The organism is Thalassospira sp. A3_1 (assembly GCF_017744215.1).
Classification (GTDB): Bacteria; Pseudomonadota; Alphaproteobacteria; order Rhodospirillales; family Thalassospiraceae; genus Thalassospira; species Thalassospira lucentensis_A.
On sequence record NZ_JAGHQQ010000003.1, the window covers coordinates 555,854 to 582,396 of the forward strand.

At 55.0% G+C, this 26,543-nt stretch carries 23 protein-coding genes; 17 read left to right on the forward strand and 6 right to left on the reverse strand.

Annotated features, from left to right (window positions below; genetic code table 11):
* Positions 1-21: 21 nt before the first annotated feature.
* Positions 22-549, forward strand: a complete 528-nt coding sequence (gene ruvX / locus J7395_RS16070) for a Holliday junction resolvase RuvX (RefSeq protein WP_062949140.1) — start codon at positions 22-24, stop codon at positions 547-549.
* Between the two features lie 57 nt (positions 550-606).
* Here the strand turns inward: ruvX and J7395_RS16075 are convergent, their stop codons facing one another.
* Positions 607-1,434 (reverse strand): VOC family protein, encoded by an 828-nt coding sequence (locus J7395_RS16075; RefSeq protein WP_209222368.1) that lies wholly within the window; start codon positions 1,432-1,434, stop codon positions 607-609.
* A gap of 251 nt (positions 1,435-1,685) precedes the next feature.
* Here J7395_RS16075 and J7395_RS16080 point away from each other — a divergent pair, with 251 nt between their 5' ends.
* The 7 genes from J7395_RS16080 (at position 1,686) to rnr (ending at position 12,320) form a co-directional block, all read left to right on the forward strand.
* Positions 1,686-2,609, forward strand: a complete 924-nt coding sequence (locus tag J7395_RS16080) for an AEC family transporter (protein WP_209222370.1) — start codon at positions 1,686-1,688, stop codon at positions 2,607-2,609.
* Between the two features lie 140 nt (positions 2,610-2,749).
* Entirely contained in the window at positions 2,750-3,709 is a 960-nt protein-coding gene (locus J7395_RS16085) for an aspartate carbamoyltransferase catalytic subunit (RefSeq protein WP_209222571.1), read from the forward strand.
* Positions 3,706-5,043: a dihydroorotase gene (pyrC, locus tag J7395_RS16090; RefSeq protein WP_209222372.1), complete on the forward strand. Its 1,338-nt coding sequence runs from the start codon at positions 3,706-3,708 to the stop codon at positions 5,041-5,043. The genes J7395_RS16085 and pyrC overlap by 4 nt, the downstream gene beginning before the upstream one ends.
* A 2-nt stretch (positions 5,044-5,045) precedes the next feature.
* Positions 5,046-5,693: a glycerol-3-phosphate 1-O-acyltransferase PlsY gene (plsY, locus tag J7395_RS16095; RefSeq protein WP_170954087.1), complete on the forward strand. Its 648-nt coding sequence runs from the start codon at positions 5,046-5,048 to the stop codon at positions 5,691-5,693.
* A 17-nt stretch (positions 5,694-5,710) separates the two neighbouring features.
* Positions 5,711-7,024: a DNA-processing protein DprA gene (gene dprA / locus J7395_RS16100; protein ID WP_247742206.1), complete on the forward strand. Its 1,314-nt coding sequence runs from the start codon at positions 5,711-5,713 to the stop codon at positions 7,022-7,024.
* Positions 7,025-7,190: 166 nt separating this feature from the next.
* Positions 7,191-9,842 (forward strand): type I DNA topoisomerase, encoded by a 2,652-nt coding sequence (gene topA / locus J7395_RS16105; protein WP_209222374.1) that lies wholly within the window; start codon positions 7,191-7,193, stop codon positions 9,840-9,842.
* A 48-nt stretch (positions 9,843-9,890) separates the two neighbouring features.
* Positions 9,891-12,320 carry a ribonuclease R gene (gene rnr, locus J7395_RS16110; RefSeq protein WP_209222376.1) on the forward strand — a complete coding sequence of 810 codons (2,430 nt, stop codon included), beginning with the start codon at positions 9,891-9,893 and terminating at the stop codon, positions 12,318-12,320.
* Between the two features lie 53 nt (positions 12,321-12,373).
* Here rnr and J7395_RS16115 read toward each other — a convergent pair whose 3' ends face one another.
* A complete protein-coding gene (locus J7395_RS16115; protein WP_097050370.1) occupies positions 12,374-13,156 on the reverse strand; it encodes an Hpt domain-containing protein in 783 nt (260 codons plus the stop codon).
* Positions 13,157-13,293: 137 nt separating this feature from the next.
* Between J7395_RS16115 and J7395_RS16120 the strand changes: the two genes are divergently transcribed.
* From J7395_RS16120 to rpmG, 3 genes are all read left to right on the forward strand, one after another.
* Positions 13,294-13,731, forward strand: a complete 438-nt coding sequence (locus J7395_RS16120) for a DUF983 domain-containing protein (protein ID WP_062959734.1) — start codon at positions 13,294-13,296, stop codon at positions 13,729-13,731.
* A gap of 74 nt (positions 13,732-13,805) precedes the next feature.
* Entirely contained in the window at positions 13,806-15,422 is a 1,617-nt protein-coding gene (locus J7395_RS16125; RefSeq protein ID WP_247742207.1) for a S41 family peptidase, read from the forward strand.
* Positions 15,423-15,516: 94 nt separating this feature from the next.
* Positions 15,517-15,684 (forward strand): 50S ribosomal protein L33, encoded by a 168-nt coding sequence (rpmG, locus tag J7395_RS16130; protein ID WP_007089918.1) that lies wholly within the window; start codon positions 15,517-15,519, stop codon positions 15,682-15,684.
* Between the two features lie 97 nt (positions 15,685-15,781).
* Here the strand turns inward: rpmG and J7395_RS16135 are convergent, their stop codons facing one another.
* Both J7395_RS16135 and J7395_RS16140 read right to left on the reverse strand, forming a co-directional pair.
* The gene (locus J7395_RS16135) at positions 15,782-16,159 is read right to left on the reverse strand and encodes a DUF423 domain-containing protein (protein ID WP_209222378.1); all 378 of its coding nucleotides are present in this window, start codon (positions 16,157-16,159) and stop codon (positions 15,782-15,784) included.
* A gap of 268 nt (positions 16,160-16,427) precedes the next feature.
* Positions 16,428-17,108 (reverse strand): Crp/Fnr family transcriptional regulator, encoded by a 681-nt coding sequence (locus tag J7395_RS16140; protein WP_062949157.1) that lies wholly within the window; start codon positions 17,106-17,108, stop codon positions 16,428-16,430.
* 267 nt (positions 17,109-17,375) lie between these two features.
* On the opposite strand from J7395_RS16140, the gene J7395_RS16145 reads away from it, so the two are divergent.
* Positions 17,376-18,212 carry an alpha/beta hydrolase gene (locus J7395_RS16145; RefSeq protein WP_209222380.1) on the forward strand — a complete coding sequence of 279 codons (837 nt, stop codon included), beginning with the start codon at positions 17,376-17,378 and terminating at the stop codon, positions 18,210-18,212.
* A 149-nt stretch (positions 18,213-18,361) separates the two neighbouring features.
* Complete coding sequence (ggt, locus tag J7395_RS16150; RefSeq protein ID WP_247742208.1) at positions 18,362-20,137, forward strand: gamma-glutamyltransferase; 1,776 nt, start codon at positions 18,362-18,364, stop codon at positions 20,135-20,137.
* Positions 20,138-20,227: 90 nt separating this feature from the next.
* Here the strand turns inward: ggt and J7395_RS16155 are convergent, their stop codons facing one another.
* Both J7395_RS16155 and J7395_RS16160 read right to left on the reverse strand, forming a co-directional pair.
* Positions 20,228-20,896, reverse strand: coding sequence for an HAD family phosphatase (locus tag J7395_RS16155; RefSeq protein WP_247742209.1), 669 nt, complete (start codon positions 20,894-20,896; stop codon positions 20,228-20,230).
* A gap of 23 nt (positions 20,897-20,919) precedes the next feature.
* Positions 20,920-21,273 (reverse strand): ArsC/Spx/MgsR family protein, encoded by a 354-nt coding sequence (locus J7395_RS16160; RefSeq protein WP_062959772.1) that lies wholly within the window; start codon positions 21,271-21,273, stop codon positions 20,920-20,922.
* Between the two features lie 142 nt (positions 21,274-21,415).
* Between J7395_RS16160 and dusA the strand changes: the two genes are divergently transcribed.
* From dusA to J7395_RS16180, 4 genes are read left to right on the forward strand one after another with little or no spacing between them, the layout of a single operon-like run.
* Positions 21,416-22,411 (forward strand): tRNA dihydrouridine(20/20a) synthase DusA, encoded by a 996-nt coding sequence (gene dusA, locus J7395_RS16165; protein WP_209222384.1) that lies wholly within the window; start codon positions 21,416-21,418, stop codon positions 22,409-22,411.
* Positions 22,408-24,441: a bifunctional tRNA (5-methylaminomethyl-2-thiouridine)(34)-methyltransferase MnmD/FAD-dependent 5-carboxymethylaminomethyl-2-thiouridine(34) oxidoreductase MnmC gene (gene mnmC, locus J7395_RS16170; protein ID WP_209222386.1), complete on the forward strand. Its 2,034-nt coding sequence runs from the start codon at positions 22,408-22,410 to the stop codon at positions 24,439-24,441. The genes dusA and mnmC overlap by 4 nt, the downstream gene beginning before the upstream one ends.
* A complete protein-coding gene (locus J7395_RS16175) occupies positions 24,438-25,634 on the forward strand; it encodes an MFS transporter (RefSeq protein WP_209222388.1) in 1,197 nt (398 codons plus the stop codon). Before mnmC ends, J7395_RS16175 begins: the two co-directional genes overlap by 4 nt.
* Before the next feature lie 25 nt (positions 25,635-25,659).
* Positions 25,660-26,517, forward strand: coding sequence for a class I SAM-dependent methyltransferase (locus J7395_RS16180; protein WP_209222390.1), 858 nt, complete (start codon positions 25,660-25,662; stop codon positions 26,515-26,517).
* The last annotated feature ends 26 nt before the right edge of the window (positions 26,518-26,543 follow it).

Sequence of the window (26,543 nt, forward strand, 5' to 3'; positions counted from 1 at the left end):
CAACGCACCTATAAGGGCGCCATGATTTGCAATGACACACAGGAATTGCTGCGGTTTTTGACACCGGCAGCACGCGTTTTGGGGCTGGATCTCGGCACCAAGACCATTGGCGTGGCCCTTTCGGATGTCGGGCTACAGATCGCGTCCCCCTATTCGCTGATTTCGCGCAAGAAATTCACGCGGGATATTGCCGAACTTTCGGCGATCATCACCAAACAGAATGTCGGTGGTATCATCATCGGTTTTCCGCGTGAGCTTGACGGCACGATCGGCAAGGCCTGCCACCGGGTTTATGCCTTTGTCGACGAAATGCAGAATTATATCGATCTGCCGATCCTGCTTTGGGATGAACGTCTTTCGACCAACGCGGTTGAACGCATCCTGATCGAGGATGTCGACATGACCCGCAAACGCCGTGCGGAAGTTGTCGATAAAACGGCTGCGGCCTATATCCTCCAGGGTGCGCTTGATAACCTTAATCTTCACACCGATCCGTATGAAAATCCGGACGATGACGATGAGGACGAAATCGGCGACGAAGACGCCTGATTTTTCGCCCGATCAAACCGGGCCATTTCAAGATTTCCGATAAGGCCGTCTGATATGTCAGGCGGCTTTTTCTTTGGCCTTGAAGACAATCAGGGTCCCGAAGAATTTGGATGGCGGCAGGATCAGCCGCCCCTTCTTATGAATTGCCCCCATGGATTGGGCGGCCTCGGCGATGGCATCAATCCGGTCAACGATGATTTCGTACCCGGCAAATCCGTCGGTCGGGAAAAGCGGATCATCAATGCCAAAACGGGTGACCATTTCATCGCTGTGAAGGGCTTCGACAATCTTGTTGGTGCCTATTTCGGCGACAAAATCCGATACCGCGTCGGCCGCCCAATGCATCAGGAACACCTTGCCAACCGCATAGGCCCCGTTGGCATGCGTCTGATATTCCGGATAATAGAAATTCTGCGGCGGGTGGCGATGCTGGCAAACGAATGTTACGGCGTGACGCAGCAACGGGTGATTGGCAAAGGCAAGCGAGAATGCCACATCGGTCAGAGAACCATCCGGGCGGGTGGCTTCGCGTTCGAACTTGAAGACACGCGGAACGGCGGCACCGGCGGCAATGAAAGCCTCCCGGTCTTTTTCCGCATCGCGTGATTGCAGCGCCAGCATCGACATGCCTTCACGCTGACGCAGATAATCGCGATTATAAATCGGGAAGGAAAACGGTGCTGCGAGATCGGTTTCGGCGATTTTTTCCGGCTCGATCACGGTAAGCAATTCGATATACATGCCATCAAGCTGGATCAGGGCGTTGCCGGTGCCAAACGGATGATTGGCGCGCGGGGTGACGGTAAAGCCCAGCTTGCGATAGGCATCACAGGCCGCATCAAGATCATTGACACATAAAACCAGATGATCGATTGAGCGGCTCATGGGCATTCCCCTGATTGCATTCCTGTTTGCAGTGCTAACAGCGCAGGAATTTCTTTCAATTGATAAATCAGTGCGTTGCACGCATTATCTGACCCATGCTCATTATCACAGGATGGACATGCAATGAAACAAACAGTCTTGTCGATACAATGTCAGACAGGACCGTCGCAATGCAAACCATCACATCAAATCACATAACAACCGATTAATAACCGGCCCATCGTGCCGCAAGATATTTTCGAAAGCGCCCCATGTTAGCCATCCTGTCCGCCCTGATCCCGACCTTTGCCCTGATCGTGCTTGGTTTCATCCTACGGCAACGCAAATTCCTGCCTGATGCGTTCTGGCCTGGGGCGGAAAAGCTGACCTATTATGTGACATTCCCGGCATTGCTGTTTTCCAATACTGCGCAGGCCGATCTGGGGAGTCTGCCGCTGGCGGGGATTGCGACTGCGATGCTGGGCACGGTTTTCATCTGCACCGTTCTTATCCTGATCACCAAACCGGTTCTGAAAGTCAGCAACCCGGCCTTTTCATCGCTGTTTCAGGGAGCGATCCGACCCAATACCTATATCGGGCTTGCGGTTGCCGCCGCCCTTCTGGGCGAAGCCGGATTGACGGTGACCGCCCTTTGCGTTGCCTTGGTCGTGCCGACGGTCAATGTGCTGTCGGTTCTGGCCTGCGCGCATTGGGGGGATAATGAACGCACACCCGGTGCGGTGTCGCTTTTGCGCGATGTTCTGCGCAATCCGTTGCTGATGGCGTGTGTTTTGGGCATCGCGATCAATATGACGGGATTTGGCCTGCCGCCAGTGATCGGGCCGTTTCTGGAAGTTCTGGGGCGTGCGGCATTGCCAATCGGGCTTCTGGCGGTTGGTGCGGGGCTTGATCTTTCGGCGGCACGACGTGCCGGGGGGCCGGTCGGGTTTTCGACACTGGGCAAACTCGTCATCAGCCCGGCGATTGCAGCGGGGCTGTGTCTTTTGCTCGGCCTGCCGCCGGTGGAACTGGCGGCAGTTGTGCTTTATGCAGGGCTCCCCTGTTCGGCCAGTGCGTTTGTACTGGCCCGCCTGATGGGCGGTGACGCACCGATGATGGCCAGCATCATTACGGTTCACACGCTTGTCGCGATTATCACCATACCGATCCTTGCGGTTTTGCTGCATGTAGTCTGATGTAAACCAGGTGAAATACTGACCATCCGGTCAGCTTTTTGGGGCAATATTTTAACTTTCCGTGACAGGGGCAATTGGGTATGCTCCGCGCGAAATTCTGCCCATACCATTTAAGGAATATGTGCAACGCCATGAGTGTCATGGGACCAGCGGCGGATCACTATCCGCACCCTCACCTCCTCGGTATCGAAGGTCTTACCCCGGGGGAAATCACCCTTATTCTTGATCGTGCCCAGCATTATGCGGAAAAGAACCGCACCGCAGACAAGACCAGCAACATTCTTGCCGGGGCCACGGTCGTCAATCTGTTCTATGAAAACTCGACCCGAACGCTGACATCGTTCGAACTGGCTGCCAAGCGGCTCGGCGCGATGGTGATCAACATGACGGTCGGCACCAGTTCGGTCAAAAAGGGTGAAACCCTGATTGATACCGCGATGACGCTCAATGCGATGAACCCGGATGCACTTGTGGTCCGCCATGGCGACAGCGGTGCGGTCAAGCTTCTGAGCGAGAAGGTCAATTGCGCGGTACTCAATGCCGGGGATGGCCGCCACGAGCACCCGACACAGGCATTGCTTGATGCGCTGACCATTCGCCGTCACAAGGGCCGCCTGCATCGGCTTAACGTTGCGATCTGCGGCGATATCGCGCATTCGCGCGTCGCCCGATCCAACATCCTGCTGCTCAATACCATGGGATCGCGCGTGCGCCTTGTCGCCCCCCCGACCCTGATCCCGTCAAAGATCGACCGGATGGGGGTCGAGATTTTCCATGACATGGAAAAAGGCCTCAAGGATTGCGACATCGTCATGATGCTGCGCCTTCAGCTGGAACGCATGGAAGGAAGCTTTATCCCGTCCGTCCGCGAATATTTCCATTTCCACGGCCTTGATCGCGCCAAGCTTGCCAATGCCAAGCCCGATGCACTGATCATGCATCCTGGCCCGATGAACCGCGGCGTCGAAATCGACAGTGAAGTCGCCGACGACGTTGAACGATCCGTCATCCGCGAACAGGTTGAAATGGGGGTTGCGGTGCGCATGGCCGCCCTTGAATTGCTGGTCCAGAACCACAGACAGCTTGGAGGCCAGGCATGACCCCCGCCATTCGCGTAAAGGGCACGGGCCGCAAGGCCATCATCAATGCACGCCTGCTTGACCCGGCCGCACAAACCGACAGCACGGGCGGCATCCTGATTGAAAACAGCAAGATCATTGATTGCGGCGCAAAGGTCACGCGCGACAATCTTCCCAAGGATTGCGAGATTGTTGATGCTGCGGGTGCGTGCTTGGCGCCCGGACTTGTTGATATGCGCGCACAATTGCGCGATCCGGGTTTCGAACATCAGGAAACCATTGAAACCGCCGGTCGTTCGGCGGCGGCTGGCGGGATCACCACGATCATCGCCCTGCCCAACACCGATCCGGTGATTGACGATGTTGCAGGGGTTGAATTTATCGCACGTCGCGCCCGCAAGGTTGGCCTGGCCAAGGTTTTTGCCTATGGCGCAGTATCAAAGGGCATCGAAGGTGGCGAAATTACCGAGATGGGCCTTTTGCATCAGGCCGGTGCCGTAGCGTTTTGCGATGGCGTAAAAACCATCGCCAGTGCGCGGTTGCTGCGGCAGGCATTGTCCTATTCGACCTTCTTTGACGGCATGATCGTCCAGCATCCCGAGGAGCCGGAACTTTCCAAGGGTGCGGCAATGAATAGCGGCGAACTTGCCACCCGTCTTGGCCTTAGCGGTGTATCGCCACTTGCCGAAGTCATGCAGATCGAACGCGATTTGCGGCTGGTTGAAATGACGGGCGGACGTTTGCATTTTGCCCATATCTCGACAGGAGAATCGGTCGAGATAATCCGCAAGGCCAAGAAACGCGGCCTTAAGGTCACGTGCGATACCGCACCTTTCTATTTCGCACTTAATGAAAATGCGGTTTCGGATTACCGAACCTTTGCCAAGCTATCGCCGCCGCTTCGGTCCGAAGATGACCGACAAGCGATTGTGGCGGGCCTTGCCGATGGCACGATTGACGCCATCGCATCGGACCATAATCCGCAGGATGTTGACTCCAAACGCTTGCCTTTTGCACAGGCCGCCGCCGGTGGCGTTGGCTTTGAAACGCTTCTGCCGATCACGCTTGAGCTTTATCACAACGGGCATATGTCGATGCTGGATGTGATTACCAAGCTGACAACCGCCCCTGCGGGACTGGTGCGCATCAAGGGTGCCGGCACGCTTGAAATCGGGACGGCTGCCGATCTGGTGCTGTTTGATCCGGATCGCCCGTGGAAGATCGATCCCTATCAGTTCGAGTCAAAATCGAAAAACTCGCCATTTGACGGCCGCCTGACCCAAGGCCGTGTCCTTCGCACCATCATTGATGGTCGCGAGGTCTTTGCCGATCCCTCTGTCGCGGAAGGCGCGTGAATATGGAACTTGATGCCACTTACAAGGCAACCCTGATGTCGCTCCAGATTGCAACTGTTTGCGGATATCTGCTGGGCTCGATCCCGTTTGGCCTTGTTCTGACGCGGATGGCCGGACTTGGCGATATCCGCAAGATCGGATCAGGCAATATCGGTGCGACCAACGTGCTGCGTACCGGGAACAAGTTTCTGGCGTTCCTGACCCTTGTCGGTGATGTCGGTAAAGGTGCAGCGGCAGCCCTGCTTTTTACCCACTTCGTCAGTGCCGAAGCCGGTATTTTTGCCGGTGGCGCCGCGGTTATCGGGCATATGTTCCCCGTCTGGCTGCGTTTCAAGGGCGGTAAAGGTGTTGCCACCACCCTTGGCACCCTTGTCGCGGTAAACTGGATCATGGGGCTTGTCGCGGCAGCGACGTGGCTTGTCATGGCGCTGATTTTCCGCATTTCGTCGCTTTCGGCGCTTATCGCGATGATCGCCGCCCCGATTGCGGCCTTCCTGATCGCCAATGATCCCGGTGCCGGATGGCTTGCGATCTTCCTTGCCGTGATTGTCTGGGGTGCTCATCACAGCAATATCCGCCGCCTGATCAAAGGCGAGGAACCCAAAATCGGCCAGAAGAAAAAAGAAGCCGCGGCTGCCAGCGAAGAATAGGCCGCAATTCGAATAGCTTGACGAAACAACGCCCGGATGATCACAATCCGGGCGTTATGGTTTCAGACACACAACAACCCATACGATTAGCGCAATCCGAACGCCTCGCACGCATGCGACTGGCGCGCAGTGCCAATGTCGGACCGGTCACGTTCCGCAAGCTGATCGAGCGGTTCGGATCAGCACGCAACGCAATTGACGCCCTGCCCGATATTATCGCACGCACCGGGGGCAAGCGGCAGATTGTTCTGGCGACGCGTGAAGACACGATTGCCGAAATTGATCAGGCGCGGGCCTGCGATGCCAAGCCGGTGATTATCGGCGATCCTGAATATCCGGCGATGCTGGCCGCGATCGAGGATGCCCCACCCTATTTTTATGCACTCGGACGCGTTGAACTTTTAACCAGACCAACCATCGGGATCGTCGGAGCCCGTAATGCATCGGCCAATGGATGCGGGTTTGCCCGGCGTTTATCAGCCGCCCTGTGCGAGGCAGGATATGTCGTGGCATCGGGTATGGCGCGCGGGATTGATGGCGCAGTTCACGATGCCTGCCTGCAGGTCGCAAATACAGTTGGTGGCACCGTTGCGGTTCTGGGCGGCGGTGTTGATGTGGTTTATCCGCGGGAACATGCCGATCTCTATCGCAAGCTTTGTGAAAATGGCTGTGTGATTTCGGAAATGCCGCCGGGATTAAATCCGCAGGCACGGCATTTTCCACGGCGCAACCGGATCATTTCCGGACTTTCGCATGGCATCGTCGTGGTCGAGGCCGGGCGCAATTCGGGATCGCTGATCACCGCGCGTTTTGCCGGTGAACAGGGTCGCGATGTTTTTGCCGTTCCGGGCAGTCCGACCGATCCCCGCGCAGCAGGTCCCAACAGCCTGATCCGGGATGGTGCAATTCTGTGCGACTCCGTTGACGTGATTTTGGATGCCTTGCGTGTTTCGCTGCAAAACAACCATCTGCGTGAAGGAATTCATCATTTTGCCATCGACAGCCGTGCGACAATCGTAAACGGCCAGTCAGATGATTTCATCGACATCACCAAATCCATCGAACGCGATGCCAGAACCGGCACCATTGATGACAGCTCTGAAAGCGTTGATAACCAAGAAGAAACCGGGGTAAATGACCGATCACGAAATGAGGGGCGCGGAACAGAAGATGTTCTCGAGCTATTGTCGACCAGCCCGCTACTGATTGATCAGCTTATCCGGGCATCGGGCATGCCTGCCGATGTGATTTCGACCATGCTGATTGAGCTTGAGCTTGCAGGAAGGGTTGAACGTCACCCCGGAAATAGGGTATCGCGTATCGCCGAATGAGTGTCGCAGACTTCCGTGCTGCGACAATATTGTTGTGATTTGCCGCAATTTGCGCAATCTGATCTGAAAGACGGTCACACTATATATAAGTGTCGGACATTCGGATCATTCGCAGCACGACATACATTATCGCCCCAGGGCGCAAGAACCGGACACGAAAAACGTAATGAATCTTGTCATCGTCGAATCCCCGGCCAAAGCCAAGACGATCAATAAATATCTCGGTGACGATTACAAGGTGCTGGCCTCTTTTGGTCACATCCGCGATCTTCCGTCAAAAGATGGATCGGTTGATCCCGACAACGATTTTTCGATGGTCTGGGAAACCGACGGCCGTTCGGAAAAACAGATCCGCGAGATCGCATCGGCTGCACGCGATGCCGACACCATCTATCTCGCGACTGACCCGGATCGCGAAGGGGAAGCGATTTCGTGGCATATTCTGGAAGTTCTGGAACAGAAAAAGCTTTTGCGCGGTCGCGACGTTCATCGTGTCGTGTTTCACGAGATCACCAAAAAGGCCGTAACGGACGCGATTGCCAATCCACGCGAGCTTAATCAGGAACTGGTCGATGCCTATCTGGCGCGCCGTGCCCTTGATTATCTGGTGGGCTTTAATCTGTCGCCTGTCCTGTGGCGCAAATTACCCGGTTCGCGGTCTGCAGGTCGCGTGCAGTCCGTCGCCCTTCGTCTGATCTGCGAACGCGAGATCGAGATCGAAGCATTCCGCCCCGACGAATACTGGTCACTCGAAGCCGGTTTCAAGGTACCTGAGGGCAACTTTACCGCGCGCCTGACCCATCTGAACGGTGAGAAGCTGGACAAGCTGGCACTGGGCAACGAGGGTGCGGCAACGATTGCCAAGGAAAAGGTCGAAAGCCGCAGCTATACGGTTTCAAAGGTCGAACGCAAGGACGTCAAACGCCGTCCGCAGCCGCCTTTCACCACATCGACCCTGCAGCAGGAAGCATCGCGCAAGCTTGGTTTTGGTGCAAAACGCACCATGCAACTTGCGCAGCGCCTTTATGAAGGGGTTGATATCGGTGGCGAGACGGTTGGTCTGATCACCTATATGCGTACCGACGCCGTGGTTCTTTCTGGCGAGGCACTGGCCGCAGCACGCCGCCTGATTTCCAAGGATTACGGCGAAAGTTACCTGCCGCCAAGCGCACGCAGCTTTGCCAACAAGGCCAAGAACGCACAGGAAGCCCACGAGGCCATCCGCCCGACCGACCTGTTCCGTCGTCCCGATCAGGTTGCCCGTCATCTTGATAAGGATCAGTTGAACCTTTATACCCTGATCTGGAAACGTACCGTCGCCTGCCAGATGGAAGACGCCAAATTCGATCAGGTTGCGGTTGATCTGTCATCGAATGACAATCACGTGGTTCTGCGTGCCAATGGTTCGGTCGTCAAGTTCGACGGTTTCCTGAAACTATATCAGGAAGGCAAGGATGACGAGACCGAGGACGAAAATGATCGCCGTCTGCCGCCGTTAAAAGAAGGCCAGAAGCCTGATCTTGGCAAAGTCAGTATCGACCAGCATTTCACCCAGCCCCCGCCCCGCTATACCGAGGCAAGCCTGGTCAAGAAGATGGAAGAGCTGGGCATTGGCCGTCCGTCGACCTATGCGTCGATCATTTCGGTGTTGCAGGATCGCGATTATGTGACGCTGGACAAGCGCCGCTTTGTCGCACAGGATCGCGGCCGTCTGGTCACGGCGTTCCTGTCGAAATTCTTTGAACGTTATGTGCAGTACAACTTTACGGCCGATCTGGAAAACCAGCTTGATGACGTTTCAAACGGCAGCCTTGCCTGGCGCGATGTCCTGAACCAGTTCTGGGCCGCATTCAAGGGCAATGTCGACGAAGCCAAGGAACTGAAAATCACCGATGTGCTTGATGCGCTTCAGGTGATGCTTGAAAATTACCTGTTCCCGGCACGCGAAGATGGTACAGACCCGCATAAATGCCCGAAATGTGCCGATGGCACGCTGAGCCTCAAGCTCGGCAAATTCGGTGCGTTCCTCGGCTGTTCGAATTATCCGGAATGCAACTTTACCCGTCCGCTGGTTGCCAATGAAAATGGCGGTGATTCCGAACTTGATGCCGGGCCCAAGGTGCTTGGCATCGATAAGGAAACCGGCAAGGAAATCACCCTGCGCAAAGGCCCGTATGGCGTTTATGTGCAACTGGGTGAAGAAGAGGAAGTCGAAGGCAAGAACGGCAAACCCAAAAAGGTCAAGCCGAAGCGGACATCCCTTCCAAAAGGGCTGGAGCCATCGGTTGTCGATCTGACCAAGGCGGAAGAATTGCTGACATTGCCACGTCTGGTCGGCGTATTCCCCGACACCGGCGAGGAAATCAAGGCCAATGTTGGTCGGTTTGGCCCCTATGTTCAGGCAGGCAGCATCTTTGCGTCGCTTAAGGCCGAGGATGACGTTCTGACGGTTGGTGAAAACCGTGCGATTGCGCTGATTGCAGACAAACGCGAAAAGGCCGGCAAAGAAATCGGCAAACATCCGGATGACGGCGAGCCGATATTCCTGGCTGATGGCCGTTGGGGGCCGTTTGTCAAACACAAGAAAACCAATGCTAACCTGCCGCGTGACACAAACAAGGAAGATGTCACGCTGGAAATGGCCATTGCGGCGCTGAAGGAAAAGGAAGCCAAATCGGGCAAACCGGCCAAGGCAACCAAAGCCGCCGCAAAGAAGACAACAACAAAAAAGGTGGCAGCGAAGAAACCGGCGGCCAAAAAGACCGCTGCAAAGAAACCCGCAGCCAAGAAAACAACGAAGAAAGAGGCGGCGAACTAATCGCCGCCTTCCTTTTCTTGACGATACAATTGAAAGGACGCCGCGAAGTTGGCGAACGACACAGAAAATAAAACCCCGTTCCCGACACGGGAACAGATCATGGAATTCATCGATATGAGCCCCACCCCGGTGGGCAAGCGCGAAATTGCACGCGCCTTTAACATCAAGGGTGCTGCGAAGATCGAGCTTAAAAAGATCCTGAAGGATCTGAAAATCGGTGGTGACGTGGTCAAGGGCCGCAGACGATTTGACAAACCCGACCGCCTGCCGCCTGTCGAGGTACTGGAAATCACCGGCATTGATGACGAAGGCGAAGTGATTGCCCGTCCTAATGTCTGGAAGGAAGATTATGAACCGCCGGTAATTTACGTGAAAATGATCCGGCGCGGCGGACCAAGCGCACCGGGCATTGGCGACAAGATCCTTGCCAAGCTGCGCTATACCGGCAAGCAGACCTATGAAGCCAGCATAATGCGGGTTCTGGGCAGTGGCCCGCAACGTGTTCTGGGCATTTTCCGCCCGAATGAACGCGAAGGCCGGGTTGTCCCCACCGACCGCAAGGATGCGGGCGAGATTGCCGTGCCGCTGGATGATCATCCCGATCTTGAAGGCGGGGCGCTGGTTCTGACGGAAATTCTGCCGGGCAAGCATTTCGGCCTGCGCAAGGGCCGGATTACCGAGGTCCTTGGCAATATCAACGAACCGAAATCGATCAGTCTGGTATCGATCCATGCGCGCGGTATTCCGTTTGAATTCCCGCCGGAAGTCGAATTGCAGGCGCGTGAGTCCAAGGCGACGCCAATGGGCAAGCGCACCGATCTGCGCGATATTCCGCTGGTGACGATTGACGGGGCCGATGCGCGCGACTTTGACGATGCCGTCTGGGCCGAACCTGATCCTGATCCGGAGAATGAAGGTGGCTGGCACATCATGGTCGCGATTGCCGATGTGTCCTGGTACGTGCGCCCGCATGACGCGCTCGACCGTGAAGCGGTAAAGCGCGGCAACAGTTGCTATTTCCCGGACCGGGTTGTGCCAATGTTGCCGTTTGAACTGTCCAACGGCTGGTGTTCGCTGGTTCCGCACGAAGACCGCGGCTGTATGGCCGTCGAGATGTGGCTGAACAAGCATGGGACCAAACTGCGGCACAAATTCTGTCGCGGGATGATGCGATCAGCAGCGCGCCTGACCTATGATCAGGTTCAGCGCGCGATGGATGGTTATCCTGACGACACCACCGGCCCGTTGCTTGACACCATTATCAAGCCGCTTTACGGCGCGTATGAAGCATTTCTTGAAGCGCGCAAAGGACGTGGTGTTCTGGAACTTGACCTTCCGGAACGCAAGATCGAGCTGAATGACAAGGGCCAGATTATTGCCATTGCCCCGCGGGCACGTTTTGACAGCCACAAGCTGATCGAGGAATTCATGGTCGCAGCCAATGTCTGTGCGGCCGAGGAACTTGAACGGATCAAGCAGCCCTGCATGTATCGTATTCACGATGCCCCGAGCGAGGAAAAGCTTGAGGCGCTTCATGAATTCCTTGAGGGTGCTGGTTACAAGCTGAACAAGGGGGCGGTCCTGCGCCCGCGTGATTTCAACCGCATCCTTGAACAGGCCAAGGACACCCCCGAGGCCGAGCTAATCAATACGGTTGTGCTGCGCAGCCAGTCGCAGGCGATGTATAGCCCGGACAATATCGGGCACTTTGGTCTCGCGCTTAAGAAATACGCCCATTTTACTTCCCCGATCCGGCGTTATGCCGATCTTCTGGTGCATCGTGCCCTGATCGCGGGCCTGAAACTTGGCGAAGGCGGATTGCCGCCCGAAGATGGCGAACGGTTTGAACAGATCGGCGAAGACATTTCCGGCACCGAACGCCGGGCAGCAATGGCCGAACGCGATGCGGTTGATCGTTATGTTGCGGCCTATATGGCCGACAAGGTCGGTGCGGAATTCCCCGGTCGTGTTTCGGGAGTCACGCATTTTGGCCTGTTCGTGTCGCTCAACGAGACCGGCGCGGATGGTTTGATCCCGATATCCACACTGCCTGATGATTATTATGTGCATGATGCCATCGGTCATGCGCTGGTCGGGCAAAATCGCGGCAAGACATTCCGTCTGGGTGATGATGTCGTTGTCCGCATTGCCGAGGCAGACGCGGCAACAGGGTCGCTTGCGCTTCGTCTTGCGGGACATGCCGATATTACCGACCGTGATCTGATCGAGCGGCCACGCGGGCGCGGAAAACGCCGCGGCAGCCCGGGTGACCGCAACCATCGCCATGGGACAAAACCGGGATTTCGTGCCAATCCAAAGGATAAAAGCGGCGCATCTGGTGGTGGCCCTCGCAGTGGAAAACCGGGTGGCAAGCCTGGTACCAAGGCCGCAAGCAAAAAGAAAACCACACCGAAAAAACAGCGCAAGCTGGTGGCATCAAGCCGGGTCGCACGAAACACGACCAAACGCGATAGTTAAACAAAAAGGGCGACCACGATGGTCGCCCTTTTCATTGATATCGGATTTATCAATCAGCCCAGCGTTTCGATGAACTTCGCCAGATGTTCCGCCGTTTGCTTGCCCCGGTTGGAAATGATCGCGACATTTGACGGCAGCCCTTCGAGATCAGGGTGGGATGCATCGAAGCTGGTCAAAAGGCCAAGTGCCTTGCCTTTCAATGTTTTCATAGCGGCAAGAGCACGGATCAGTTCGATACCGCTCAAACCATCAAGGACCGCGGCAGTGATGATTGCATCCGGGCGCGATTGAACGACAGTTTGAAACGCCTCGACTGCGGTGCGTGCGGTAATGGTCCGGAAGCCTTTTTCACGCAATTCACGTTGCAGGAAATGGGCCTGCACCGTGGTTGCGGTAACGATCAGGACTTCCTTATCGTGCGCTGCCGGTGTGTCTGCGGCCGCGCCTTCGTCATCCTTTTTGGCACTTCGCGTCGGAAGTGACCGGAGGATGCGGGTTTCTTCCTCCGCCGGGGGATTGGTACCGCTTTCGATGATTTCGCGGATCCATGTCGTGAAATCGACAAGAGACGCGGCTTCGAGATCGTCGATCTCGGTCAGTTCGGCGATATAGTCTTCCATGCGATGTGCAATCGCACCTACCAGCGGGAAACCGAATGAACCGGCAAGTCCTTTGACAGTGTGCGCCTCACGCCTTAGTTCGGCAATGCCAACATCCGCTTTGTCCATGCCACCGGCGACACGATCAATGGTTGTTTCAATACGATCGGTGCGTTCAAGGGTGTCTTCAATGAAATCCTGTTTCAGTCGGGCGACGATATCGTCTGCATTCCCCATCTGGGCGCTCCTGTACCGGGTCGAAGACATCAGTATCAAAGGATCGTCATTATAACGGTTTTCAGCACAGTTTTCAGCCATGCCGGAAAAGCACTTGCCCGATCACTTCAACTTCATGATGATAGCGAACCGTTTCAATGCCCCTTTTTTCCGGCCTGATCAAGGGGCTGGATCAAGAAACAGGAACGAATGCCACCATGCAGCCAGAATATAGCGAACAAAGCAGCGGATCGCGCCTGCTGACCGGTCTTAGCCGCGGATTTCGGCGCAAATGCCCCAATTGCGGGCATGGCTTTGCCTTTGGCGGGTACCTGAAACTGCGCGATGAATGTGATTGCTGCGCACATCCGATCGGCGAATATCGCTGTGATGACGCCCCGCCCTATTTCACGATTTTCATTGTCGGTCATATCGTTGTTGGTGGTGCGCTTTCGATGGAGCAATCCATGCAGCCGTCAATCGCACTGCAATTGTCTGTCTGGCTTCCAACAACCGTCTTGCTCTGCCTTGCCTTCCTGCCCTTCATCAAGGGGGCGGTGCTTGGCACCCAATGGGCGATGAAGATCAAGGGATAGTCATTGTCGACTGCGCGCCATTCGCAGTAGAATGACTTTTACGTTGAGCTATCTCCTTTCGGATTGAGCACATTTTGGCATTAGCCACACGAGATATCGGTCCTGTCCTCTACCGCCCGGCGTCGCGCCCGATCATGCGCGTTGCGGGAAGGGTTGGTATTTGCCTTTTGCTGGCGGGCTGTGCCACCCAGCGTGGTGACGCGATCATTTCAAATGATGATCAGCAAACCCGCGATGTAATGTCGCAGGCGATCGAACTGGTGGCGACACGCTATATTGATCCTGTGGGACGCGAACAGATTGTTGTCAATGCGCTGGACGGACTCTCGGCAATTGATCCGAATATCCGTATCGGCATGACGCCGGACGAGATTATCCTTGGCTATAATGGCAAAACTGTTCGCAACCTTGCCCTGCCCGACGCCGACAGCGAAGAACAGGACACGCTTTTATGGACCGAACTGACCCTTAAGGGTGTTGGTATTTACCGGGTTTATTCGCCCGATTTGCGGCATGCGGATGCGCTTTCGGTACAATCGGCACTGGTCAGCGGATCGATCAAGAACCTTGACCGTTACAGCCGTTATGAGGGACCCAATCAGGCCGAAACGGCACGGACACGTCGCGATGGCTATATCGGGGTCGGTGTGCGGCTGATTGGCGGCGATGGCTATCCGGTGATCAAAAAGGTGCACGAAGACAGCCCGGCGGCCAAGGCAGGACTGGATATTGGTGACCAGCTGATTTCTGTGAACGGGGTCAACCTTTATAACCGCACGGCGACCTATGCCAGCGACCTTCTGCATGGCGAGGAAGGCACGCGCGTTACAATCGAAATCAATGGTGCCGACAGTCAGGTCATCACCCCCATTGAAATCATGCGCGAACGGGTGATCAGCCGGACCGTATTTACCGAAATTCGCGATAATGTCCTGATTGCCCGGATTGCCAGCTTTAACAGCGCGACCGCACAGTCCCTTGGCGATGAAATCCTCAAGGCTGACCTTTTCCCCGGTGGCTTGCGCGGCGTAATCCTTGACCTTCGCGGTAATCGCGGCGGGCTTTTACAGCAGGGGGTCGAGGTTGCCGATCTGTTTATCGCAGGGGGCCCGATCGCCAATACGCGGTCACGCGTGATGGCTGCACGGCATATCTTCAAGGCAAATCCCGAAGACCTGACCCGCGGGGCGCCGCTGGTTGTGCTGATTGATGGCAGGACGGCGTCCTCGGCCGAACTGGTGGCGGCGGCCCTTCAGGATCGCAACAGGGCGGTCCTGATCGGTTCGACAAGCTTTGGCAAGGGGTCGGTTCAGGCGATCAATGATCTGTCGAATAAAGGCACGCTGACCTTTACCTGGTCGCAGATGACAGCTCCGTCGGGTTATACGTTCGATCGCATTGGACTTTTCCCGGCGATCTGCACGACAGCCAGCGGAATTGCCCCGAATGTCCAGATCAGATCCGCCCTTGCCCATCGCGATGATATGGTTGCCATCATGACCAAATGGCGCAAGCTTGATTATCAGAATGAAAAAGCGCGACAGGACCTTCGAAATGTATGTCCGGCCCGTCAGGGCATTGATGAAAACGACATTGATATCGCTCTTGAATTGATCAAAAACCTTCCGGGTTACAAGGATCTGGCTCAATTACCGATCAATGAAATTGCCGATACCTTTGCCTCGCAATAAAAATGGCATTCTTTTTGCCAAAATGGCTTGACACCCGGCGCATAACCTTTATGTTCCGCGGCCTGAGATACACCTGAACACAGGAAGCTGAGATATGGCGAAGCCCGCTTCGATCCTCGTAAAGTTGGTAAGCACCGCTGATACCGGTTACTTCTATGTCGTTAAGAAGAATCCGCGGAATACCACCGAGAAATTCTCGTTTCGCAAGTACGACCCGGTCGTGCGCAAGCACGTCGAGTTCAAAGAAGCGAAAATGAAGTAATCTTTCAGCTAACGCTGACTGGATTATCGGAATTAAAAAAAGACGTGACCTTCGGGTCGCGTCTTTTTTATTGCCTGATCGGATCGAATGAATCGCGTCAGGCAGAAAACCGTTTCCACCCTGCCCCGGCCAGCATCAGCCAACCGGTTATGAATGACAGCCCGCCAATCGGGGCGATCATGCCAAAGGTGCTGATCCCGGCAAAGGCGATGACGTAAAGCGCCCCGCAAAAGAACAGAATGCCCGCCAGCATTGCATAAGCAGCCCAGCGCAGAAGCCGTTCATCGGGCACCTGATGGGCAAGAGCCGCGATGGCAGTCAAACCCACGGCATGCACCAGTTGATAATGCGCACCGGTTTCGACAAGCTCGCGCGCACGGTTCATTTCCTCGCCCGCCATGCCGTGGGATGCAAATGCACCCAGCCCAACCGCGATTGCCCCGTTCAACCCCGCCATAACAACAGATAACCGCATGAAGTTGTTTTCCGATTTCATGATGCTTTGCACTGGCGACACTTTATCGCCCCGCAGACAACCACGCCATGATCAAACACAAAAAAAATGGCCGTACAAAAATGTACGGCCAGTAAACTCTCTTGGGGGAGATGTGCCGGACCAATTAAATGCCCGTCACCCTGTTTTTCTATCCTGAATAATCAATCGGCTCTGTGACATTCGTCACAATTTGTGAAACATTTTCAATTTTCTGCCGATAATTCATAACTTTGCCCTCAATTTTGATCTAATGGATCGATTCACTGAGGAATTCTTCAAGACGCTGTACATTGGGCACATACAGACCCAACTCGACTTTGGCGATCAAACCATTTCGGGCAAGCGTTCCCATGACACGGGCAACGGTCTCGCGAGATGTGCTGACCCTGCTGGCAATTTCTGAATGGACGGGCACAGGACTTAACATCGCGGATCCGTCTTCTGCGATCTCGATCTGCGAGCAACGCAGGATTTCCGCAACAACCCGTTCATTTGCACCAAGTGTGCTGACGTCGACAATGCGTCGGGTCGATGTTCTGACGATCCTTGCCAGTTCCCTGATGACACTCCAGGCAACAGAAGGATGGTTTTTGACGATTTTTTCGAAATTGGCGGGGCTTACAATCGCGACATCCGTATTTGTAACAGCCAGGACACAGGCTGAACGCGGCTCGCCGTCTATTGCCGAAAGTTGCCCGACACAACCGCCTGCCCCGATTTCTTCCAGCGTGATCTCGCGACCGGATAAAGAATAATTCACAATTCGGACCTTACCCGACAAAATCAGATAAACATCCGAACTGTCGGATTCGGGTTCAATAATCTGCGCCCCAGCCGAAAATGTTTTCCGGTTGATGTGCCGCTCGACATCTGCGAGTGCGACCTGATCAAGCCCCGCAAGAATACCGACCACCGATAATTCTACCATCTACCCCAGCTTTTCTATGCTTTCGCTATCATTTTCGCGTCAATGCTATGGTCAGACTTAACGCCATGCACTGCTTTTGAATGCTGTCCCGTAAAGATCATATGCAAAGCAGACAACACTGACAATCATCCGCGACCAAGTCCCAAGGCAATTTACAATACAATTGTATGACTATACAGCATCCAAAAGAATGCTGCGGATGCGAAGTCCGGATTTTCATGTTACGTTATAGTGATCCCCACACAGTTCGCATGCAGGAGGCCTGCCATGAGTCCCGAATTGGAGATTTTTCGCCGCAGCCCAAGCGACAAACCCAAATGCAAAACGCCGATCGTTTTCGTCCATGGTGCATTTACAGGCGCATGGTGCTGGAACGAACATTTTCTAACCTGGTTTGCCGATCAGGGGTTTGAAACCATTTCATTTTCGCTGCGTGGCCATGGTGGCAGCGGCGGGCGCGAGCTGCGCAGCCTGGCATCGATTGACGATTATGTGGAAGACCTCGAAACGGTTGTCGATACGCTAGGCCAGAAGCCGATCCTGATCGGTCATTCGATGGGCGGCTACATCATTCAGAAATATCTTGAAAAGCATAAGGCAACCGCCGCTGTCCTGATGGCATCTGTCCCGCCCGAGGGACTTCTTGCCAGTAACACCATGATGGCAATGGCACAGCCCGATCTTTATCTTCAGATGTTCTGGCTTCAGGCCATCGGCCCCCACACCCTGCTGCGTGATCGGCTGGGACGCGCCATGCTGTCACCCGATATTGCCGAAGACGAAGGCATGATCTATTTCGGCCGGCTTGAAACCGAAAGCCACCGGGCACTTATGGACATGATGGGGGGCAATCCGGTGTTTCTGTCGCAAACCGATCTGCCGCCGATGCTGGCAATTGGGGCACGCAATGATGAAATCATTCAAAGCGAGCTGGTCAATCACACCGCCCGACGTCTTGGGGCGGATTGCGTGCTGCTTGATAATATCGCACACGCGATGATGCTGGATGCGAATTGGGAAAAGGCCGCAAGCAGCATTGTCGAATGGCTTGAAAAGCACGTGATCGAAAAACAGGGCAATACGACAAAGAAGTCTGCGGCCTGATTGATCGTAAAAACGAAATACAGGTTTAGAGGCAGGATGTTAGCGCATCCTGCCTTTTGTTTTTTGAGCACCGCGGAACTGTTTGCTTTCCAAGCTCCGCAATTTCTGGAAGCATGACATTACAAAACCACAACAAAAAGGTTGGTGACATGGTACGTATGACAGGATGCTTCCGGCTCAAAACATCAATCGTCACATTCGGGATCACGGCCCTTCTTGCCCTGCCAGCAACGGCGCAGCAGGCAACAGATGCCGTCGCCCCGGAAAGTTCGACGATGCGGATCGGATTGCGCAGTTCGATACAATCAGAAAACTGGATGGTCAGTGCAGCCAACCCGCTGGCGGTCGAGGCCGGTGCCAATGTTTTACGACGCGGCGGCAATGCAATCGACGCCATGGTCGCCGTCCAAACCATGCTGGGACTGGTCGAACCGCAATCATCGGGTCTGGGTGGCGGTGCGTTTCTGGTTTATTACGATGCGCGCAGTGGCAAGCTGACAACGATTGACGGTCGTGAAACCGCGCCGATGGCAGCAACCCCGACCCTGTTTCAGGATGCAAACGGCCAACCGATGGAATTCTATGATGCCGTTGTCGGCGGCCGTTCCGTTGGGACACCGGGGACTCCTGCATTGCTGAAAACCGTCCATGAGAAATGGGGACAGCTTGAGTGGCCGACATTGCTTTCCCCAGCCATTGAACGTGCTGAAATCGGCTTTAACGTTTCGCAACGTCTTGCCGCACTGATTGCCGAAGATCGTGAAAAGCTTTCGCGTGATGATACGGCGAAGGGATATTTCTTTGATGCCAGTGGGGAGCCCCTTGAAGAAGGTGCCCTTCTGAAAAACCCGGAATATGCCAATACTCTTAAGAGTTTGGCGCAAAATGGTACGGACGGGTTTTATTTTGGCCCCATCGCCAATGACATCGTGACCAAGGTTCAGGGTACAAGCTGGAACCCTGGCGTTCTATCGTTGAAAGACCTTGCCAACTATACGGTCAAGGAACGCGATCCGGTTTGCAGCGATTATCGCGGGTACGAAATCTGTGGCATGGGACCACCGTCATCCGGGGCTTTGACCGTCGGGCAGATTCTGGGCCTGCTCGAGCCGTTTGATATTGGGGGCCTTGGCGCGGAATCGCCGGAAAGCTGGCGCCTGATCGGCGATGCATCACGACTGGCATTTGCCGACCGTGGGCGTTACATGGCCGACATCGATTTTGTGCCGATGCCGTTGACCGGATTGCTGGACAAAGAATATCTGGCGCAAAGATCGAAACTTCTGGAAAGCAACCAGGCGCTGGAAAGGGTCGAACCGGGTATGCCCGCATTCAGCCATGCCATGCGGCTTGCCGATGATGAATCAATCGAATTCCCCAGCACCAGCCATTTTTCCATTGTCGATGCGATGGGGAATGCGGTGTCGATGACAACCACGATTGAAAACGGCTTTGGGTCACGCCTGATGGTTCGGGGCTTCATGTTAAATAACGAACTGACTGATTTCTCGTTTGCCACCCACAGCGACGGCGTTCCGATTGCCAACCGGCTGGAACCCGGCAAGCGGCCAAGATCTTCAATGGCACCGACGATTGTGATGCAGGACGGCAAACCGGTGATCGTTACCGGATCGCCTGGTGGATCACGGATTATCGGTTATGTCGCGCAATCGTTGATCGCGCTTATCGACTGGAAAAAAAGCCCGCAGGGTGCAGTCAGCATGCCTCATCTGGTCAACCGTTTCGGGACTTATGACATTGAAGCCGGGACAACAGCCGAAAGGCTTGCCCCTGCCCTTGAAGCCCTTGGCTATGAGACCAGCATCAAGGATCTGAATTCCGGACTGCATATTATTCAGATCACCGATCAGGGATTAATCGGCGGCGCTGACCCACGGCGCGAAGGGATTGTAATCGGAGAGTAAGAGAAACCTTACCAACCGCATATTGTAAGAATTTTTCTGACCGGACAATAGACGGGCGGTCCTGATCACAGTGCCGCCCGATACCTCCAATTAGCGTAACCAGCTTGCCAGCATATCGCGCAGATCCAGATGGTTTTCAGCGGTGTAATGCGCCCCAGCATCGCGAAGCGCGTCACCCGGAGTCAGGTCAACCAGACCAATTGTTGTCGCCCCCGAAGCCACACCGGCGCGAACGCCACTGATGCTGTCATCGATCACAACGCATTGGGTAATATCGACACCGATTTTTTCGGCTGCCAGCAGATAAACATCCGGTGCGGGTTTGGCATGTGCAACGTCATGGGCGGAGCAGATCCGCCCGCGAAAACGATTCAGCAATCCGACCTTGCCAAGTGACACATCCATCTTGTCATGCGGACCGTTGCTACCAACTGCCATCGGGATGGCATTGCGGTCCAGAAGGTCAAGAACCGCACCAAGATCGGCGTATGGCTTCAGGTCTTTTTCAAATGATTTGAAGGTTCTGGCATAACATTCCTTAATCCAGCCGTCAGGAAGCGTAACACCAAAAGATTCTGCCATTTTGGGGGCAACGGCCGCCAGCGTACCACCGATAAAGAATTCGTGACTTTGCGCCGGGGTCATGTCACAGCCATATTCGCACAGCAGATCGGTCAGGACCCTGTTGGCAAGATTTTCGGTATCGACCAGCACACCATCGCAATCAAAGATCACGCCGCGCACAACCGGTTTCGTCATGATAGCATCCATCATTTCCCTGCTCATGCTCCTGCCAGTTCGGACCAGCGCCCTTCGTCATAGGCCACGGTTCGGGTTGTACCGAAATCGACAACCGGACGTTTGATCACGGTCGGATTGGCAGCAAGGATTTCGGCCGCAGCCGCATCGTCATTTTCAAGCACTGCCTTGTCGTCATCAGAAAGATTGCGATAGCTTGGACCGCGTTTATTGATCAGGGTCTTGCCGCCGACTTCGGCAAGCCAGCCTTCGATGGTTCTGGCATCAATTCCGTCAACGCGGAAATCATGGAACTTGTGTTCAAATCCCTTGGCGTCGAACCATTTCAGGGATTTTTTAACTGTGTCGCAGTTTTTGATGCCATAGACGGTGATCATGAATTCTTCCTGTATTTCGCAATGCGCGATGCAGCCATGCATCGCCGAATGAGTTTTGACCCTAAATCCCGGAACATATATAAAGACCGCGCCCGGAAAACGGCAACCCCAATCAGATATGCAGGATCAGGAACAACTCGGTATGACTGTCAATCGGCGTATTTCCGTCGCCCCGATGATGGATTGGACGGATAGGCATGATCGCTATTTCTTGCGACAGATCAGTCGGCATACGTTGCTTTATACCGAAATGGTCACCACGGGGGCGATCATTCATGGCGGCGCAGACCGGCATTTGCGTTATGACGCGGTCGAACATCCCGTTGCCCTGCAGCTTGGCGGCAGCAACCCCGATGATCTGGCGCGCGCCTGCGAGATTGCCAATGATTATGCCTATGACGAGATCAACCTGAATTGCGGGTGCCCGTCGGACCGCGTGCAGAACGGTGCCTTTGGTGCCTGTCTGATGGCGACACCCAATGTGGTGGCAAATTGCGTCAAGGCGATGATTGGCGCCAGCGACGCGCCGGTAACGGTCAAAAACCGTATCGGCATCGATGATCAGGAAGATTACCCGTCACTGAAACGATTTGTCGAAACCGTGGCCGATGCCGGGTGCAAGACATTCATCGTGCACGCCCGCAAGGCGTGGCTGAACGGGCTCAGCCCCAAGCAAAACCGCGAAGTTCCACCACTTAAATATGAACTGGTTTACCAGTTGAAACAGGAATTGCCGGAACTTGAAATCCTGATCAATGGCGGCATCAGGACGCTGGACGAAACCGAAGAGCACCTTAAACAGGTTGATGGTGTGATGATCGGGCGGGAAGCCTATCAGAACCCCTATGTTCTTTCGGATGTCGACCGTCGTTTTTATGGCGATGACACCCCGACCCCAAGCCGCCATCAGGTGGTCGAGGCAATGCTGCCCTATATTGACGAACATCTGAAATCGGACAATGGGACACTTGGCCATGTGACGCGGCATATGCTGGGACTGTTTCAGCATATGCGCGGTGCCAAACAATGGCGCCGGTATCTAAGCGAGAATGCCCATCGCAAGGGTGCGGGTGTTGATACCGTGCGCGAGGCACTGGCACTTGTATCCGAAGAAGATGCCGAGGCACTGTCTGCATGAGCGCAGATGAACCATCCGGCGATAACGCCGAAATAGCCGACGGCATTATCTGGCGCGACGGGAACGTCCCCTATTCCCCGCAATTTGGTGATATTTATTACAATCCGAAAAACGGATTGGCCGAAACGCAATATGTGTTTGTTGCGGGCAATAAACTGCCCGAGGCTTGGCAAAACCGCGAGAATTTCACGATTGGCGAAACCGGCTTTGGCACAGGCCTGAATTTTCTTGCCGCGTGGGATTGCTGGCAAAAGGACCCGGCGCGGTCCAGACGGCTTCATTTCGTATCAGTCGAGAAATTCCCGCTGACGCGTGATGCGATGGCACGCGCACATCAGAACTGGCCGGAATTGGCCGATATTTCAAGGCAACTGGTCGCGCAATGGCCGACCGGAACTATGTTGCCCGGTGTACATCGTTTTGGATCGGATGATGGTTCGGTCACGCTGACACTTCTGATCGGGGATGCGATTGACTGTTACCGTGATTATCACGGAACAATCGATTGCTGGTTCCTTGATGGTTTTGCGCCGTCGCGCAATCCCGATATGTGGCGGCCGGAATTGTTCAATGCTCTTGCCGCGGCATCAAGTCATGATGGAGCGACCCTTGCGACATTCAGTGCGGCACGCATCGTGCGCGACGGGCTGGAACAGGCCGGGTTCGAGATCAGCAAGCGCAAGGGATATGCCTATAAGCGCGATATGATCACGGCCAGACTTGCGCCGAAGGATGCACCTGATCAGGACACCAGCGGCAAAGGGATTGATGAGAATCCCTGGTTTGTTTTGCCAAAGACAACCGGCAAAAAACATATCGCCGTCATTGGCGGCGGCATGGCAGGTGCAGCCTGTGCGCACGCCCTGCACAATCGCGGATGTGCGGTGACGCTTTTTGAAAAATCGGATCATTTGGCCGACGCTGCATCCGGCAACCCGATCGGGATGCTTGAACCCTACCTTACCGTCGATGACGCAATCACCGGGCGGTTTTACGAAGCGGGTTTTCGCTATAGCCAGCGATTGGTAAGGGCACTTGCAGAATCCGGACATATCGAAGCCGGTTTCTGTGGCGTGCTTGATCTGATATCGGGCCCGCGTGATGAAGAACGTCAGGAAGGACTGATCAATAGACTGGGGCAAAGTCCAGATCTGGTCCGTTTGCTTGATCGCGAAGCAGCCAGTGCCATCTTTGGCCTGCCGCTGCCGCATGGCGGGTTGTTTTATCCGGATGCGGGCTGGGTCAATCCGCCGTCACTGGTGTCGTACCTTGCGCGCGGGATTGAATGCCATACGCGGGCCAATATCGTCGGCATTTTTGACGATGGCGACGGCAAAGTCGTGAAATCCGCCGATGATCGTGAATTTGGCCCGTTTGATGCCATCATCATCGCAGGTGCCACCGAAACCGGCGCATTTGACCAAACCGGCTGGCTTGCGGATTACCTTCGTCCGGTACGTGGGCAGATCAGTTATTTTGACGAAGGCGTGCTTCAGGACTGTTACGGGGATCATCCGATCCGTTGTGTGTTAAGTCACAAGGGATACCTGACCCCGGCGCGAAATGGCACTCATGTGTTTGGCGCGACATTCGGGCGTGACGATAGCCAGACGGATTTACGCGAAGACGATCATGCCTTCAATGTCGGGCAACTGGGCAAGGTATTGCCAAAGCTTGCCGATGTGCTTGATCCGGCGGCACTGGCTGGCCGGGCGGCAGTCCGGACCACAACCCCGGATCATTTGCCCGTAGTTGGTCCTGCACCGGACTATGGTGCCTATCTTCTGGCTTATGCCGATATAGACAAAGGGAAAAAGGCGGCACGATATGTCGATGCGACTTACCACAAAGACGTGTATATCTGTACCGGATTTGGCGCACGCGGGCTGATTGCGGCTCCGCTCGCCGCCGAAATAATTGCCAGCGAGATATGCAATATGCCCTTGCCCCTTGAAAAGTCCCTGATGGATGCGCTCCATCCTGCGCGGTTCATCGTGCGTGGTCTTAAACGGCGGCAGATCACGGCATGATCAACAAGCCCATCCTTCCGTCATTTGACGACCCGCGCATGAAAACCGCAACGATCCTTGCGCTGTTTTTCGTGGGGCTTTTCCTTATTCAGGGTGTGTTTCTGCCCTATTGGCCGGTCTGGCTCAAAAGCCAGGGATTATCGGCAGGCGAAATCGGCATTCTGCTGTCCCTGCCCAACTGGGTTCGGGTTTTTGCCGACCCATTGATTGCACAACGCGCGGACCGTACGGGCAACCGTAAAACGCCGATGCTCTGGCTGGCGGGGATTTATGTCGTTACGGTTCTTGCCTTCCCGGTATCAAGCAATTTCTGGTGGCTGGCAGGATTGTCAGTGATCATCGGCTTTACCTTTGCGCCTTTATTGCCGCTGGGTACGACGATTACAGTGCATGAATGCAAGGCCAAGGAACTTGATTACGGGCGGGTGCGGCTTTGGGGGTCGCTTGCGTTTATCGGGGCCTCTTATGGCGCGGGATGGGTGCTGGACGGGACATCGACCGCCTGGATTGTCTGGCTGCTGTTCATTGCCGGGATTATCAATTTTGCCATCGTCACCCGTATGCCCGATCCGCAAACCGACCGACCGTTGCGGTCCGGATCATCAATTATCTATCTGCTGCGCAAACCGGTATTCCTGATTTATCTGGGCTGCATCGGTTTTGCGCAAGGATCGCACGGCACCTATTACAGCTTTGCCTCTGTCCATTGGGAAAATGTCGGGTATACCCACGATGTGATCGGGGCGTTCTGGTCCATTGGGGTGATTGCCGAAATCGCTCTTTTTGCCTTTGCCGGGAAATATGTCCGGGGGCGGCATCCGGGAATCCTGTTTGCCATTGGGGCGACATCCGGCGCTTTGCGCTGGACAGTTCTGGGCATGACCGACAATTTCTGGCTGATTGTTCTGGTGCAGCCATTGCACGCCATGACATTTGGTATTACCCATCTGGCGGCTGTCAGCTTTATTGCCCGTGCGGTGCCATCGCAATTGGCGACGTCGGCGCAAAGTCTGATGGCGACATTGTCGATGGGTGTTTTTCTTGGCAGTGCGATCTGGGCGTCCGGTCCGCTTTATGATCATTTCGGGTCTCATGCCTATTACGCCATGAGCGGACTTTCGATTGTTGCGTTCTTCTTTGCGCTTTGGCTGATCCGGCGCTGGCGCGGCGAAGACAACACGTTTTGTGACTGACCGGGGTGCCCCGGGGGGAAATCTGATGAGCAATCTTCCGCTTTCACGGAAATGGCGCCGTTTGAAACTGGGGCTTAAGACGCTTCTGACAGCGTCGCCTGCCGGTTATTTCATTCCGTATCGCTATGCCGCAGAAACGGCCAATGCCGTTGGTCGACCGCATTACCCGGCCATCGATGCGATGATGGATCAGGCCGCACCGACCATGAAGGCATGGCTTACAAAGGCCGCCAAATATCAGGATGCGTTTGCCAGTTTCGGCAATGCCACCCCGCCCGACCCGCGCTGGCAACAAAGCTGGTTCCCGCGGCTGGACGGGATGATGGCTTATGTGCTGACGCGTGAATTTCGCCCGGAACGGATTATTGAAATCGGATCGGGTCATTCGACGCGATTTTATTATCGCGCCATTCTGGATGGTGAACTTGAAACCCTCTTTCACGCGATAGATCCGGCACCACGTGCCGATATCGCAGCCCTTCCGATCACGGTTGAACGGACCATCGTGCAAAAAGCCGATCCGACCGTGTTCAGGTCATTGTCGGGTGCGGATATTCTTTCGATTGATTCAAGCCATATCCTGATGCCCGGAACGGATGTTGATCTGCTGTTTTCAACGGTCATACCGTCATTGCCTAGCGGGACGATCATTCATATTCATGACATCACCCTGCCCGATGATTACCCGGAAATCTGGCAATGGCGCGGATATAACGAACAGCAGGGCGTCGCGGCGTTGCTTGCCGGGAACGGGTTTGAAATCCTGTGGTCCAGTGCCTATGCCACCACACGCCTGAAGGATCTTGTGAGCAAGTCGATTGCCAATGGCATTCACCTTCCGGAAGGTGCGCATGAGACCAGTTTATGGTTGCGCAAAAAGTAATTCCGACCAGATAAGATCAAGCCAAG